This is a genomic window from Pandoraea sp. PE-S2T-3 (assembly GCF_002179965.1).
GTDB lineage: Bacteria > Pseudomonadota > Gammaproteobacteria > Burkholderiales > Burkholderiaceae > Pandoraea.
Window position 1 is genome coordinate 336,826 of record NZ_NGUQ01000014.1, and the last position, 14,893, is coordinate 351,718.

The following is a 14,893-nucleotide window of genomic DNA, read 5'->3' on the forward strand; positions in this document are numbered from 1 at the left end:
ACGGGGATGCACGTGGCACGGGCTCCGGCGACGCCGCATCCGGCCCGCTGCACTCAGGCAGACGCTCGCCGGGCCATGACAGGCTCGCGTGACGACTGGTATCGCGCCGTCGCAGTGGCCGGGAGCCTGTCACGATGAGCCGTATCTCTCTCACCCTGTCCGACACCGCACTTGCGGATCTGCAAAAGGACTTCGACGCGTTCGTGCGCATTTCTGCCGCCGTCGATCGTCACTTCACGCCGCCCCCGTTCGACGATTTTCTGCGCGCACGCCTGCTCGACAGCACCGTGCCGTTGACCGAAGCCGCCGTCGCGCAACTGCTCGCAGGCGGTCACTACGCATGGGCCAAGCGCACCTTCGACAAACAGTTTCCGGATGTCGTCTCGATCATCCTGAATCAGGCCCGTCAGCATGGTTTCTACTTTGTCTCGCGCCCGGAATGGACGCGCGAAGACATGTCGCGTCAGGCCAGCCGCTGGGCCGAAGGCATCGTGCGTGAAGCGAAGGGAGAAGAGCGCATCGTAGAGTCGCTGGCAGGACAGATCGTCACGTCGGCACAAGACTTGCGCACGCTGGAAGCGACCTTGCAGACCCCCGCGTGGCGCGCGGCGTCGGTGTTGCGCGAACGTGTGTTCGAGGCCAAACGTGGCGTGGAAACGGCGCGCCCGTTGCAGGCGCGCGAGAAGCTGGGGGAATTGCAGGCCTTACTCGATCTCGCCGTGATCTACGGCTCGGTCGGTCGTCAGGAGGCCGATCAAATTCTGGAATATCTGCGCGTGCTGCGCCCCGAGATCTTCAACGACGATCCGAGTGTGTTCGAGCGGCTTGCGGCGTGGCTGCGGCGCCTGCTCACACCGGCGGCACCGCGCCCGGCACCGAGCGAAACGTCGCCCACTGCCGCGTCCGCGCTGGCGAGTCTGTCCGACGACTCCCCCTCGCAGAACACCGAAAGCCTGCGCTCGCCGCTGACGCGCTGACGTGTTGACGCGGTGAATCAACAACGCCCAGCGTCCACACGCCTTAGCGATTGAAGATCATCGCCACACCCGCGCTCGCGATCAACGCCCCGACCCACGCACCTGCCGCCGGACGTTGACGCGTCCGGATCCACAGCAACGGCAACACCATCACCGGCGTGGTCGCCGAGAGCGTGGCGATCACCCCGGTATTGCCGTGGCCCATGCCGTAGAGCAGCAGCGTCATGCCGACGGCCACGCCGACAAAGCCGGACAACGCGGTCAGCGCCAGCGTGCCGGGCGTGAACGCCGAAAAGATGCTGCGACCGCGCCGTGCGGCCAGTATCGTGAGTCCGAGCGCCGACACCCCCACACGCACCGCCGACGCCCCGACCGGGTCGACCCCTGCCGCCATCACGGGCTTGGCAATCAAGGTGCCGATGGAATGACAGAGCGCCGCCGTCAGGCCGATCAACACGCCCACGCGCACATCGCCGCGTACCGATTCCCAGTGATGCGCATCGTCGCGCCGGCCGCCGAACGCAATCGCCAGCGCCACGCCTGCCGTCACCAGCGCAACGCCGACGATGGCTCGCCAGCCCAAAGCTTCGCCTAGCCAGAAGTAACCGAGCATGGCGGTCATCGGTGCATTGGTGGCGAAGATGATGGAGTTGCGGCGCGGCCCGAGACGGCCGAGCGACGTATAGAGAATGGTGTCGCCCACCAGAATGCCGATGAGACCCGACGCGCACAATCGCAGCCACTGCTCAGTGGTAAGCGACGGCCAGCCGCGCAACACCGCCAGCGCGAAGAGCAACATCGCGAAGACGAGCAGCATGCGGGCGTAGTTGAACGGGAAGGAACCGGCCTGACGAACAGGCGTGATGGCGATCATGCCGCTGCAAGCCCAGCAAAGGGCGGCACCGAGCGCGGCGAGGTAAGCGAGTTGGGTTGTCATGGTCAGGGGGCAGACGGCGCGAAGTCGCAACCGCCCCCGCCGTTGGGACGCCATTATACGAGGCGTGCGCCCCAATCGGGTGCCTCTTGTGAGGGCTCAGAGGTCCTCGTCGAGACGATACAACGCGTCGAACATCGCGCGATACGCCGCCGCCACGCCGAACGCGCCGCGCAACATGCGCAGGCGCGCTGCCGCATCGGGCGGCCCGGCCTCCTGCACCCAGAGCGACAACAACGGCGTACCGCCGCAAACGCTGGCATCGTGGCGCGCATGCGCACACACCGCCGCGAAGCCGTCGGCCGCCGAAGGATAGCGCTGTGATAACGCGTCGAACTGCGCTTCGATCTCGCTAACGGCGCGTGCCGCTGCCGGTGCCTGACACAACGCACAGCAGCCGACATAGCCCGGCATGTCGCCCGCCGCTTCGATGATGAAATCGACCAGTGCATGCGTCGCGTCAAACGCCCCGCTATCGAGAAACGTGCGCGCCGCCGCACCGCACCGCAACAACCCGGCGGCAAGCATGGTCGCCTGCCCCCGCTGCTCCCGGTACTGGCGCAGCAGAATCGGCCGCAATACGGGGTCGGTACAACGCTCGACGGCAATGCGGTTGTGCACGTCGGCGCCCGCCGCCCGGTGATACATCTGGGCAAGAAACGCGAGCACCTGAATCTCGCTCGATTCGCCTGCGAGAAAGCGCGCCCAGAACGGCGACGCGAAAATGCCGCGCATCCACACATCGCAGATCTTTCCGAACGCCGGCACGATATCGGGATCGGTGGCAGGCAACACGCTGGCGAGTTCTTCATCGACGAGCGCCGCGAGCCATGTCCCCGGGGTGGGTGCCGACGCCAGCAGCACGCCATGCTGCAAGCGCTCCAGCCATGCGGGCACTTCGGGCGAAGCGCCGCGCAACGTGCACGACACCTCACGCGACGCCACGGTGACCACATCGCCCGCACACGACCACTCCGCATGCGGCGACACGATGAGCCAGACCGCCGGACTCTGCTTCTCGGCGTCCGGCGCAGGACGAGACACATCGGGTGAATTGGACACGACAGGCACCGCGCTCATCGGACAATCGCGCCAAGCAACGGCACGTCGGCGCACGCCACGGCGCGAACGACGTCGATGCGCAGGTCGGCGAGCCCGCTGTCGGGTGACATGACCGGCGTCTGACGCGCGCCGAACGAGACGCTTCGATGGGGAACGCGGGATTTTGATGCTTCGGTGTTGCCGGAAGTGACGCCAGATTTGCCAGATTTTCCCGAGGCGCGGCGAGGCGGGTTGTCTGAAGTATCCGAGGAAGACGGCGCGTCGGGCGGGGAGATTACGGAGGCGGTCGCGGGTGTCGAGGGTTTCGCGGGTGTAAGGGATGGCGTTGGGGCCAATGCGGCATGACTCTGTGATGCCGGGCGTGAAGCTGGCACGACGGGCACAAACGGGAAGGGTAGCGGCGAGGCGTTGGTCGGCATGTCGGCTCCTGTCGAATCCTGCGAGCAAACGCTTACCTTAGGAAAACCGGAGGGTTTCGTGATTGGGGCACCGCTCTAGGAATTTTCACAGCGCGGATCTCGTCGTCACTCCGTGGCCGCCGTATAGGACAGCAAGCCTTTCCGTCGCGACCGGTGCGCATTGGGCGGCTGACGGCACCGACAACACCGCGTGCTGCGACCGGCAGTTAACCGCAAGCGTCACGCGCAGGCGTCGCGCGGACCGCCTCGTCATCTCGCTTTGGCAGAGCACTTTCGGAAATCACCCAAGAACCCTCACAGCAACTTCGCAGCCATCACACTATCGTGCGTGCGGTCGCAATGGCTCGCGTCGCGCGGGTACAATCGTCTGGCTACGATATGTCGCCTCACGAGGAGTTACGCTCATGCATCTCTATCAGCGTCTGCCGATCTTTGTCTTCGAGATCGAAGCCTGCGAAGACCTGAAGTTCATCACAATGGCGATTCGCTTCAATCTGGATCACAGCGGCCAGCATTTGTCACTGGCCGACTGGCAACGGTTGCCGTATGAGGCGCGCGAGACGCTGGCCTCCTGTGTACCGGGTGATGAGGATTTTGCGGCCCGTCTGGATGAGATTGCAGAACAACATCTGGGGCAACCGATCGAGCGCAGCATCGACGCGGCGCCCACCGCGTGGCAAGACACCAACGCCCTGCCCCCGGGCTTGCTCAAACAGTGCGAACTGGCCGATCTGCTGCCGCCCGATGTCGGCGACTGGGGCACCCTTACCGCCTTCCGCCGCTATGTGCTGACCAAACTCTCCCGACGCGACACGCTCAACCATTGCTTCGTGCCGGCCATGCTCGAGTTCGGCCTCGCGCAGACACAAGCCGATCTTTGACGCACGAGCCAGCACGCCCCGCGCATCACATCAGGTCACCGGCGCGGGGTTGAACAGGACGAGCGCGTTGTGTAATCCCCAACGCTCTGCCCACGTCTTCTCGCCGCTGGCCACCGCCAGCATCAAGTGGAACAACTGCCAGCCCACGTCTTCGATGGTGGCGTCGCCGGTCGCGATGCGCCCTGCGTCCACATCCATCAGATCGTGCCACCGGCGTGCCAGATCGCTGCGGGTCGCGACTTTGATCACCGGGACTTCGGCGAGACCGTACGGCGTGCCGCGCCCGGTGGTGAACACATGCAGGTTGATGCCGGCCGCCAGTTGCAGCGTGCCGCAGATGAAATCGCTGGCGGGCGTCGCCGCGTAGATGAGCCCGCGCTGGCGTGAACGGTCGAGCTTGTCGCCCGGCGACACCACGCCGTGAATCGGCCCGCTGCCCGACTTCACGATCGACCCCATCGCCTTTTCGACAATATTCGACAGACCACCCCGCTTGTTGCCGGGCGTCGTGTTCGCGCTGCGATCCACGCGGCCGCGCTCAAGGTACGCGTCGTACCAAGCCATCTCCTTGATCATGGCCGCCGCCACTTCGGGCGTTGCCGCGCGTGAGGTCAGTTGATCGATGCCGTCGCGCACTTCGGTCACTTCCGAGAACATCACCGTAGCGCCCGTGCGCACCAGCAGGTCCGTGGCAAAACCCACGGCAGGATTCGCCGTCACGCCCGAGAACGCATCGCTGCCACCGCACTGCACGCCGACGATCAGCTCCGATGCCGGTACCGTTTCGCGTTGACGCGCATTCAGGCGCTGCAAGTGCACGTCCGCTGTAGCAAGAATCGAATCGATCATCGACAAAAAGCCGACGTGGGCCTCGTCTTGCAGGCAGACCGTGTCGGGTTTGCCGTCGGCATCCGCGCTGCCGATGGGAATGCTGCCCGCCGGGAGCAGACGCTCAGGCTGGAGCTTTTCGCAGCCCAGACTCACCACCATCACCTCGCCGCCGAAGTTCGGATTCGTCGCGATGTTGCGCAGTGTGCGGATCGGCACGATGGCGTCCGGCGCATCGATGGCGACGCCACAGCCGTAGGTGTGCTCCAGTCCGACGACATCGTCGACATTCGGATACTTCGGCAGCAACGTTTCCTTGATGCGCTTCACCGCGAATTCGACCACCCCGGCCACGCACTGCACGGTGGTGGTAATGGCCAGAATATTGCGCGTGCCCACCGAGCCGTCGGCGTTGCGATAGCCCTGAAACGTGAAGCCCTCAAGCGGTGGCAATGCCGCAGGCACGCGCGTGGCGATCGGCAGCCGGTCGAGCGACGGGGCCTCGGGCATGTGCAGGTTGCGTTCGTTGACCCAACTGCCCGCCGGTAACGGGCGCGCTGCGTAGCCGATGACCACGCCGTAGCGAATCACCGGCGCATCCAGTGCGAGATCGGCCAGCGCGACCTTGTGTCCCTGCGGCACCGCGTCGACGAGCACCAGCCCGTCGGCAAAACGGCTGCCCGCAGGCAAGCCGCCGTCGTTCACGACGATAGCGACGTTGTCTTCCGGCTGCATCCGGATATAGCGCGGTGCGGCCGTCGATTTGTTGGAAATATCCGACAGCCCCGATGTTGCCGAAGCTGCCGAAGCTGCCGAAGCTGCCGAAGCCGCCGAAGCCGCCGAAGCCGCCGAAGCCGCCGTTGATCCCGGTGTGCCGGGCCCGGTTTCCTGCGGTGTATCGCCTGCGTGGCGCGTGTCCTGTGTTGAAGACATCTTGCGTACCTCTCCTCCTGCTGACTTGATCCCATCCGGCGTCGTTGATGTTGGCTCAACCCGCCGTCACTTATGCGTCATCATACATCTAGACGCTTGATGCGCGTACGCTTTCGCGGTTACGTCCATATAGTGACAACCCCTTTCCGGGTTTATCCCAACTGCCATTCCAACGGCCTCCCTCTTGATCGACCGAATGACATGTTATACGATGACATATAACTAAGCGCCGGACGCTAGTTGAGCGATCCCTTTTATTACCGAATCCGGCCCCGCGGGCCGACAGGAACTGCCGAAATGACCGCACCCCAAGAACTCAAACAGATCGTCTCCGACGGCTTGTTGTCTTTCCCCGTGACCGACTTCGACGCGAATGGCGACTTCAACGCGCGCGCTTACGCGGATCGCCTGGAATGGCTGGCGCCGTTCGGTGCGACGGCCCTGTTTGCGGCTGGCGGCACGGGCGAATTCTTCTCGCTCACGCCGCAGGACTACAGCGCCGTGATCAAAACCGCCGTCGACACCTGCGCCGGCAAGGTGCCGATTCTCGCGGGTGCCGGCGGCCCCACCCGCATGGCCATTCAGTACGCACAGGAAGCCGAACGCCTCGGCGCGAAGGGCGTGCTGCTCATGCCCCATTACCTGACCGAAGCCAGCCTCGACGGCATCGCCGCCCACGTGGAACAGGTCTGCCAATCGGTGAACGTCGGCGTGATCGTCTACAACCGCGCGAACTCGAAGCTCAGCGCCGACGAACTCGAACGTCTGGCCGACAAGTGCCCGAACCTGATCGGCTTCAAGGACGGCGTGGGCGATATCGAACGCATGGTGCAGATTCGCCGCCGTCTGGGCGACCGCTTCTCGTATCTGGGCGGCCTGCCCACCGCCGAAGTCTATGCCGCAGCGTACCGCGCACTGGGCGTGCCGGTGTACTCGTCGGCCGTGTTCAACTTCATTCCGAAGACCGCCATGGCGTTCTACCGCGCCGTGTGTGAAGACGATCAGGCCACGATGGGCCGCCTGCTCGACACGTTCTTCCTGCCGTATCTCGAAATTCGCAATCGTCGCGCGGGTTATGCGGTGAGCATCGTGAAGGCGGGCGCGAAGCTCGTCGGCCACGACGCCGGCCCGGTGCGCGCACCGTTGACCGACTTGCTGCCGCAGGAACTCGAAGCGCTCGACGCGCTCATCAAGAAGGTCGAAGGCTAAGGAGCCCCGCATGCAGATCACCGGTGAGATGTTGATTGGCCGCGCCGACGTGCGCGGCAGCGCGGGCTCGCTGGACGCGTTCGATCCTGCGCGTGGCGAGCGGATCGCGCCCGCGTTCGGCGCGGGCACCCCGCAGGATGTCGACCGTGCCTGCGAACTCGCGCGCGCCGCGTTCGATCCGTTCCGCGCGTTGCCGCTGGCCAAGCGCGCCGAATTTCTCGAAGCCGTCGCGCAGGCGATTCTCGATCTGGGCGACGCGCTCATCGAGCGCGCTCATGCCGAAAGCGGCCTGCCCGTAGCGCGCTTGCAAGGCGAGCGTGGCCGCACGGTTGGTCAATTGCAGATGTTTGCGCAGGTGGTACGCGACGGGCATTTTCTCGACGCCACGATCGATCCGGCACAACCTGCGCGCCAGCCGTTGCCGCGCAGCGATTTGCGCCTGTCGAAGATCGGCCTCGGTCCGGTCGCCGTGTTCGGCGCGAGCAACTTCCCGCTGGCGTTCTCGGTGGCGGGTGGCGATACGGCATCGGCGTTTGCTGCCGGTTGTCCGGTTGTCGTGAAGGCACACTCGGCGCATTTGGGCACGTCGGAACTCGTGGCTCGCGCCGTGCGCTCCGCAGTGCAGAAGCTGGGGCTGCCGGAAGGTGTCTTCTCGCTGCTCGTCGGTGAGCGCGCGGTGGGCGAGGCACTGGTCGCGCACCCGGCGATTGCGGCCGTCGGCTTCACGGGCTCGCGCACCGGTGGACTTGCCTTGCAACGTATCGCGCAAGCGCGGGCGGTGCCGATTCCCGTGTATGCGGAAATGAGCAGCATCAATCCGGTGTACGTACTGCCCGAAGCACTCGCGGCACGCGGTGACGCGATCGCCAAGGGCTTCGCCGACTCGCTCACGATGGGCGTCGGTCAGTTCTGCACGAACCCGGGGCTGGTGCTGGGTATCGCGGGCGATGCGCTGGAGCGCTTCTGCCAAACCGCCGGTGAAGCGCTCACCGCCAAGGCGGCAGGCACGATGCTGACGGCGGGCATTCATCAGGCTTACGACAAGGGCGTCGCACGTCTGGCTGATGAGGGCAATGTGTCGCTGGTGGCACGCGGTCAGGCAGGCACGGGATGTCAGGGGCAAGCGGCCCTCTTCCGCACGACGGCAGCGGCGTTTCTCGCCACTCCGGCGTTGCACGACGAGGTGTTTGGCCCGGCGTCGGTCGTTATTGCGTGCGAGAACGTCGACGAGATGATCGCCATCACCGAGCGGCTCGAAGGTCAACTCACCGCCACGTTGCAACTCGATGCCGGCGATGTGGAGACGGCACGCCGTCTGCTGCCGAGTCTGGAGCGCCGCGCCGGACGCATTCTCGCAAACGGTTTTCCGACCGGCGTCGAAGTGTGTCACGCGATGGTGCACGGCGGCCCGTTCCCGGCCACGTCGAACGCCATGTTCACGTCCGTCGGTGCCACGGCGATCGATCGCTTCCTGCGCCCGGTCTGCTATCAGGACCTGCCCGACGCGTTGCTGCCGGACGCGCTGCGTCAAGACAATCCGCTCGGTCTGTGGCGTCTGGTCGACGGGGCGCTAACACGATGAAACAAGCCTGACGCAAACTCGATGCACGAGATGCTGCATCGTCAACGCGAAACCCACACGAAATCTAACGCGTTGACCCCCGTGGCGCAGCGACTCGGTTTGACGAGTCGCTGCGCCACGCCGCTTTCACTTCACTCGTACAACCATCGTGCAGCCGCGCGTGTCACGCGCGGCATGATGACGTACGTCATCAGTCCCACAATGATCGCCGCCGCCAGCAGCTTCGTCACGACGAAGTTGTCGAGCCACGGCAGCTGCAACGCGAGCCAGCGCACGGGAAGCGGCACGATCATCGTCAGCGGAAAAATCACCGACAGGGTCAGTAAAAACTGCTTGTAGCGCTTCGCGGGCTTTTGCCCCGGCGCCGGGTGGAACCAGAACTCAAGCCCGGTCACTGTCTGGCGCTGCTCATCGCGCGCGAGAAACGGCGTGACTTCACCGAGCAACGTTTGCCGCGCGTCCGACTGGAACCAGTCCTCCGCGTGCGGCAGCGAATCGAACCGCAACGTCACCGTATAGACCGTAGAGCCCGACACGGGACGAAGGACATGAACGCCGCGATGCCCGGGAAAACGTTCCGCGATGGGGACGATGCGCTTGAGCCACTGCTCGTACGCCGCGACGGATTCCGCCCGCACGTGATGCTCGATGACCGCCGTCACGCTATCGGGGCGTGGCAGGCGGCGGGCCGACAGATCGTCCAGCGAGGCGCTGCGCAGCGACGGATCGCGCGGATCGACGGAGGGTGTGGACTCTTCAAGTTGCATGAAAACCTCTTCGGGTCATTTAAACGTTTTAGACGTAGCGCGGGATCGGCCCGTTTTGCGGCGTCGTGTCGTCACCCAGATCCAGCATGACGCGATCGACATAGCACCAGCCCCAGCCTTCCGGCGGGTCATAACCTTCGATGATGGGATGGCCGGTTTCGTGGAAGTGCGCGTTGGCGTGACGGTTCGGCGAGTCGTCGCAGCAGCCCACGTGGCCGCAGGTGCGACACAGTCGCAAGTGCACCCAGCGGCTGCCGGATTTCAAACACTCTTCACACCCCAGCGCACTGGGCGTGACGTGTTGAATGCTGTCGGTATGCGTGCAACGTTTGGACATGGCGATCTCTCCTCAAAGGGTTGCGAGATGCTGGTGGATAAACGCAACAGCCATCGCGCCTTCGCCCACCGCGGACGCGACGCGCTTCATCGAACCGTGCCGCACATCTCCCACGGCGAAAGAACCGGGCACGCTGGTTTCGAGTGGAAACGGCGCACGCGCCAGCGGCCAGCGCGCGGCTGCCAACATCGCCGGCGTGAGGTCGGGCCCCGTGACTAGATAACCAGACCCGTCGCGTGCGATCGCCGTGTCGCGTGCCCAATCGGTATTCGGCAGTCCGCCGATACAGACGAACAAATGATGCGTCGCCAGTACCTGCTCGGCACCGCTCTCGCGCTCGCGAACCGTGATCGCTTCCAGAAAATTGCCGCCATGCAGCGCGCTCACTTCGCAGCCCACGGCCACCCGAATGTTGGGCGTGCCCTGTATCTTCTGAATCAGATAGTCGGACAGCGTATCCGCCAAGCGCGCGCCGCGCACCAGAATGACGACCTCGCGGGCATACGCGGCCAAGTGAATGGACGCCTGCCCTGCCGAGTTGCCGCCCCCCACGACATACACCGTCTCACCGGTGCACATGGGCGCTTCGCTGGCGCCAGCGCCGTAAAAGAGACCCAGTCCCTGCAACCGTGCCTCGTCCGGCAAGCCAAGCCGACGCCACTCGATGCCGGTCGCGCAGATGTTGGTGCTCGCGCAAAGCTGTGTGCCATCGGCCAGATCGACGTGAATGCCACCGTCGCCAAAGACGGCATAGATACCTTCGCGCAGCCGAAGAATCTCCGCGCCGAAACGCACCGCCTGCTGGCGTGCGCGCTCGGCCAGTTCGCCGCCACTGATGCCCTGTGGAAAGCCCAGATAGTTTTCGATCAGCGACGAGTTGCCCGCCTGCCCGCCGATTGCATCGCGCTCGACGAGCACGGTGCTCAAGCCTTCGGACGCGGCATACACTGCCGCGCTCAGCCCGGCCGGACCGGCACCGTAGATCGACACGTCGTATGCCTTTCGGCGGGGCTTTTCCACCCATCCCAGCCGCTTGGCGACGTCGGCAACGCTCGGGTTGAATAACCGCGTGCCGTCGGGAAATTCGCACACTGGCAGGCCCGGATCGTCCAGCCCCCGGATACCGGGAATGCGACGCGCGGCGGCCTCGTCCAGTTCTACCCAATCGTAGGTGACTACGCTTCGGCTCAGGAAGTCGCGAATCTCGAACGCGCGTGCGGAATAGGCACCCCCGAGCAGTCGAACCCGGGGATGTTGGACGTCAACTGAATCGGTGGCGGCAAGCGATGTCATGACAGCTCCGTATCGTCGTAAGGTCCGGCGTCTATCGATCGTCAGAGGCCCAGCAAGACGCGGCCCGCTTCGGCCAGCAAATCGTGCGTCTCGGGATGGGCGCGCATGTACGCCGCAAAGACGGGGCACTGCGGAATGACCCGCAGTCCGCGCTCACGCGCAGAGGCGAGCCCCGCGAGCACAAGCTTCGTCGCGATCCCCTGCCCACGCAGCGCATCGGGCACCAGCGTATGGATGAACGTGATGACGTTGCCTTCGATCGAATAAATCGCAACGGCGTGCTCGCCCTGTGCCAGATATTCGAAGCGGTGCTTCGACGGGTTGTCGTGAACCTGAATCGGCGTGGATGACGTGGTCATGTCAATGTCTCGGTGAGGGGCGCTGATTTAAGCTTTCCGCGCCCCCGGGGCACCCGCCCCTTTTTTCTCTTAGCCTCTTGGCCTCTTGGCCTCTTAGCCCCGGATGAACGCCAGCAGGTCGGCGTTGAGCTGATCGGCGTGCGTGCTGGCGGTAGCGTGCGGCGCACCGGCGTAGACCTTGAACTGCGCCCCCTTGATCATTTCCGCCGCGAGCTTGCCCGTGGCTTCCATCGGCACGACCTGATCGTCGTCGCCGTGGATCACGAGGGTCGGCACGTCGATCTTCGCCATATCGGGACGGAAGTCCGTTTCTGAGAAGGCAGTCACGCAGTCGATGGTGGCTTTGATCGACGCCTGCAACGCGATCTGCAACGTCTGCTTCAAGACTCCCTGCGACACTTTCGCGCCCGGACGATTGGTGCCGTAAAACACTGTGCTGAAGTCGTCAATAAACTGCGGGCGGTCGGCGGCAAGCCCGGCACGGATCCCGGCGAACAGCGAGGCGTCGGGGCCCTGTGGGTGGTCCGCCGTCTTGACGAACAACGGCGTCACCGCGCTGATGAGCGCCAGCTTGGCAATCCGTGAGCTGCCTTTGCGTGCGATGTAGCGCGTCACGTCGCCCCCGCCCATCGAGAAGCCCGCAAGGATCACGTCCTTCAGATCAAGCGCTTCGATGAGTTCCGCAATATCGTCGGCGAACGTGTCGTAGTCGTAGCCGGTCCACGGTTGGCTCGACCGGCCGAAACCCCGGCGATCGAACGCGATGGCACGGTAGCCGCGTTCGGCGAAAAACAGCATTTGCGCGTCCCACATGTCGGCGCTCAGCGGCCAGCCGTGGCTGAAGAGGATGGGCTGGCCCGAACCCCAGTCCTTGTAGTAAAGCTCGGTGCCGTCGCGCAGTGTCAGAGTCGTCATGATGCGTTCCAAATAGGTGAGGAAACAGGATCGAAAAAACGAAGCACTTACCGTTGTCGTTCAGGCATCCGCACGTGACTTCCAGTCGTGCCATGCCACCAGCAGAAAACCGCCAACCAAACCCAGATGCTCGAAGAACGCGTTCTCGGCCATGAAGCGCCCGGGTTGCGGCATCTCCCAGAAGCGCAGGGCCACGAACGTCGCGAACAGCGTGAACGCCGCCAGCGCCACGGCCCCGAGCCAGCGGTAGACGCCCGTGAGGATGAGCGCAGACGCGCCCAACTCAAGCACGATGACCGCGGCGGCCATCGGCGCCGCCGGCGACACGCCGAAGTGCTGCATCTCGGCGATGGCCCCATTGAAGTCCATCGCCTTGTCCAGGCCGCCCTGCAAGTAGGCGGCGCACAACAACAGCAGGGCAATCCACCGCAAGGCGGGCGCGGGTTGCCAACGCGCAACGGTTGACGTGGCCATCGTCACACCGCCCAGCAGGCGCAACCCAACGCGCCCCAGAAGCCCTTCAGATCGGAGACCGGCAGCTTGCTGCTCCACGCCGTGGCGTGCTGGTGCGCGTGCACATTGCAGTTGTTGGCGCAGGCGCACGCTGCTGCTGCGTTGTGCAATGCCTTTTGCATGGGCGTGCCGTTTGCCGGCGCTTCCTTGTCGGCCCAACCGGCGTAGCCACCGAAGGTGCGCGCAGGCGACCAGTCGGGCATGGCCACCGGCGGCGTGCCTTCGTCGAGCGACGCGAACGGACCCGCACCGTAGACGACCTTGCCGCCGACCATCGTGAGCAGCGCCGTCGTGTCGGCGATGTCCGATTCAGGGCAGCCGAAGAAGTCGCGGTCGGGCACGATGAGGTCAGCCAACTGGCCTGCCTCGATACGGCCCTTCTTGCCGACTTCGTTGGAGAACCACGTGACCTTCTCGGTCCACATGCGCAACGCGGTCTCGCGGTCCACGCAGTTCGCCTGCGGGTAAAGCTGCATGCCGCCCACGGTCTTGCCCGTGACCAGCCACGACAGCGATACCCACGGGTTGTAGCTGGCCACACGCGTCGCGTCGGTACCGGCGGACACGTTCACGCCCTTCTCCAGCATCCGCTTGACGGGCGGCGTGGCCTCGGCTGCGCCCGCACCGTAGCGCTCGACGAAATACTCGCCCTGATAGGCCATCCGGTGCTGCACGGCAATGCCGCCGCCGAGGGCCGCGATGCGGTCGATCGACTTCTCGGAGATCGTCTCGCAGTGGTCGAAGAACCAGTTCAGGCCTGCGAGCGGCGTGTCCTGGTTGACCTTCTCGAACACATCGAGCGCACGTTCGATGGTTTCGTCGTAAGTCGCGTGCAGGCGCCACGGCCAGCGGTTCTGCGCGAGCACACGCACCACCTCTTCGAGTTCGCCCTCCATCTCGGGCGCCATGTCCGGGCGCGGCTGACGGAAGTCTTCGAAGTCGGCCGCAGAAAACACCAGCATCTCGCCCGCGCCGTTGTGGCGGAAGTAATCGTCGCCCTGCTTGTACGTGGACGTCGCGGTCCAGTTCAGGAAGTCTTCCTTCTCCTGCTTCGGCTTCTGCGTGAACAGGTTGTAAGCCAGCCGGATCGTGAGTTGGCCCGCATCGGCCAACTGCTGGATCACCTGATAGTCCTCGGGGTAGTTCTGAAAGCCCCCGCCTGCGTCGATGGCGCCGGTCACGCCCAGACGGTTGAGCTCACGCATGAAGTGACGCGTGGAATTGACCTGATACTCCAGCGGCAGCTTCGGGCCCTTGGCCAGCGTGGCGTAAAGGATGGAGGCATTCGGCTTGGCCAGCAGCAGCCCTGTCGGGTTGCCCGCGCTGTCTCGCACGATTTCGCCGCCCGGCGGCGCAGGGGTATCTCGCGTGTAGCCCACGGCGCGCAGCGCCGCCCCGTTGAGCAGCGCACGGTCATAAAGGTGCAGGATGAAGACGGGGGTATCGGGGGCCACCGCGTTGAGCTCGGCGATGGTCGGCAGGCGCTTCTCGACGAACTGATGTTCCGTGAAACCACCCACCACGCGTACCCATTGCGGGGCGGGCGTGATCGCCACCTGACGCTTGAGCATGCCCATGGCATCGGCCAGACTGCGCACGCCGTCCCAGCGCAATTCCAGATTGAAATTGAGCCCGCCGCGAATGATGTGCAGGTGGTTGTCGATCAGACCGGGCAATACCGGCTTGCCTTGCAGATTGACCACCCGGGTGGCGCTGCCGGCGAGCGGCAGCACGTCTTCGGCGCGGCCGACGCGCACGAAACGGCCGTCCTTGATGGCCACGGCACTCGCCGTCGGATTGGTGCGGTCCAGCGTGGTGAAGCGCCCGTTGTGCAGGATGAGGTCGGGAGCAGTCGAGGCAGTCGTATCGTGCATGTCGGTTTCC

The 14,893-nt window shown here is 64.8% G+C and carries 14 protein-coding genes; 4 read left to right on the forward strand and 10 right to left on the reverse strand.

The window, feature by feature from the left end; genetic code table 11:
- Nucleotides 1-134: 134 nt before the first annotated feature.
- Entirely contained in the window at nucleotides 135-977 is an 843-nt protein-coding gene (locus tag CDV46_RS11230) for a DUF4088 family protein (protein ID WP_087722550.1), read from the forward strand.
- Between the two features lie 43 nt (nucleotides 978-1,020).
- On the opposite strand, the gene CDV46_RS11235 is transcribed toward CDV46_RS11230, so the two are convergent.
- Together CDV46_RS11235 and CDV46_RS11240 are read right to left on the reverse strand one after the other, a co-directional pair.
- On the reverse strand, nucleotides 1,021-1,914 hold the full coding sequence (locus CDV46_RS11235; RefSeq protein ID WP_087691303.1) for a DMT family transporter: 894 nt from the start codon (nucleotides 1,912-1,914) through the stop codon (nucleotides 1,021-1,023).
- A 96-nt stretch (nucleotides 1,915-2,010) separates the two neighbouring features.
- Entirely contained in the window at nucleotides 2,011-2,973 is a 963-nt protein-coding gene (locus CDV46_RS11240) for a hypothetical protein (protein ID WP_140413342.1), read from the reverse strand.
- An 823-nt stretch (nucleotides 2,974-3,796) separates the two neighbouring features.
- Between CDV46_RS11240 and CDV46_RS11245 the strand changes: the two genes are divergently transcribed.
- Nucleotides 3,797-4,273, forward strand: a complete 477-nt coding sequence (locus CDV46_RS11245; RefSeq protein WP_087691301.1) for a nitrate reductase associated protein — start codon at nucleotides 3,797-3,799, stop codon at nucleotides 4,271-4,273.
- A gap of 30 nt (nucleotides 4,274-4,303) precedes the next feature.
- Here the strand turns inward: CDV46_RS11245 and garD are convergent, their stop codons facing one another.
- Entirely contained in the window at nucleotides 4,304-5,836 is a 1,533-nt protein-coding gene (gene garD / locus CDV46_RS11250; RefSeq protein WP_212677154.1) for a galactarate dehydratase, read from the reverse strand.
- Nucleotides 5,837-6,331: 495 nt separating this feature from the next.
- Between garD and kdgD the strand changes: the two genes are divergently transcribed.
- The gene (kdgD, locus tag CDV46_RS11255) at nucleotides 6,332-7,243 is read left to right on the forward strand and encodes a 5-dehydro-4-deoxyglucarate dehydratase (RefSeq protein WP_087691300.1); all 912 of its coding nucleotides are present in this window, start codon (nucleotides 6,332-6,334) and stop codon (nucleotides 7,241-7,243) included.
- Between the two features lie 10 nt (nucleotides 7,244-7,253).
- A complete protein-coding gene (locus tag CDV46_RS11260) occupies nucleotides 7,254-8,825 on the forward strand; it encodes an aldehyde dehydrogenase (NADP(+)) (RefSeq protein ID WP_087722552.1) in 1,572 nt (523 codons plus the stop codon).
- A 131-nt stretch (nucleotides 8,826-8,956) separates the two neighbouring features.
- Here CDV46_RS11260 and CDV46_RS11265 read toward each other — a convergent pair whose 3' ends face one another.
- The 7 genes from CDV46_RS11265 to CDV46_RS11295 form a co-directional block, all read right to left on the reverse strand.
- Entirely contained in the window at nucleotides 8,957-9,592 is a 636-nt protein-coding gene (locus tag CDV46_RS11265; RefSeq protein WP_087722553.1) for an antibiotic biosynthesis monooxygenase, read from the reverse strand.
- A 28-nt stretch (nucleotides 9,593-9,620) separates the two neighbouring features.
- The gene (locus CDV46_RS11270; RefSeq protein WP_039367056.1) at nucleotides 9,621-9,929 is read right to left on the reverse strand and encodes a UBP-type zinc finger domain-containing protein; all 309 of its coding nucleotides are present in this window, start codon (nucleotides 9,927-9,929) and stop codon (nucleotides 9,621-9,623) included.
- Nucleotides 9,930-9,941: 12 nt separating this feature from the next.
- The gene (locus CDV46_RS11275; protein ID WP_087722554.1) at nucleotides 9,942-11,222 is read right to left on the reverse strand and encodes an NAD(P)/FAD-dependent oxidoreductase; all 1,281 of its coding nucleotides are present in this window, start codon (nucleotides 11,220-11,222) and stop codon (nucleotides 9,942-9,944) included.
- Nucleotides 11,223-11,263: 41 nt separating this feature from the next.
- Nucleotides 11,264-11,581 (reverse strand): GNAT family N-acetyltransferase, encoded by a 318-nt coding sequence (locus CDV46_RS11280; protein ID WP_087722555.1) that lies wholly within the window; start codon nucleotides 11,579-11,581, stop codon nucleotides 11,264-11,266.
- 93 nt (nucleotides 11,582-11,674) lie between these two features.
- The gene (locus tag CDV46_RS11285) at nucleotides 11,675-12,496 is read right to left on the reverse strand and encodes an alpha/beta fold hydrolase (protein ID WP_087691296.1); all 822 of its coding nucleotides are present in this window, start codon (nucleotides 12,494-12,496) and stop codon (nucleotides 11,675-11,677) included.
- 60 nt (nucleotides 12,497-12,556) lie between these two features.
- Nucleotides 12,557-12,970: a DoxX family protein gene (locus tag CDV46_RS11290; protein ID WP_087691520.1), complete on the reverse strand. Its 414-nt coding sequence runs from the start codon at nucleotides 12,968-12,970 to the stop codon at nucleotides 12,557-12,559.
- A 2-nt stretch (nucleotides 12,971-12,972) separates the two neighbouring features.
- Nucleotides 12,973-14,883 (reverse strand): amidohydrolase, encoded by a 1,911-nt coding sequence (locus tag CDV46_RS11295; protein WP_087722556.1) that lies wholly within the window; start codon nucleotides 14,881-14,883, stop codon nucleotides 12,973-12,975.
- Nucleotides 14,884-14,893: the final 10 nt, after the last annotated feature.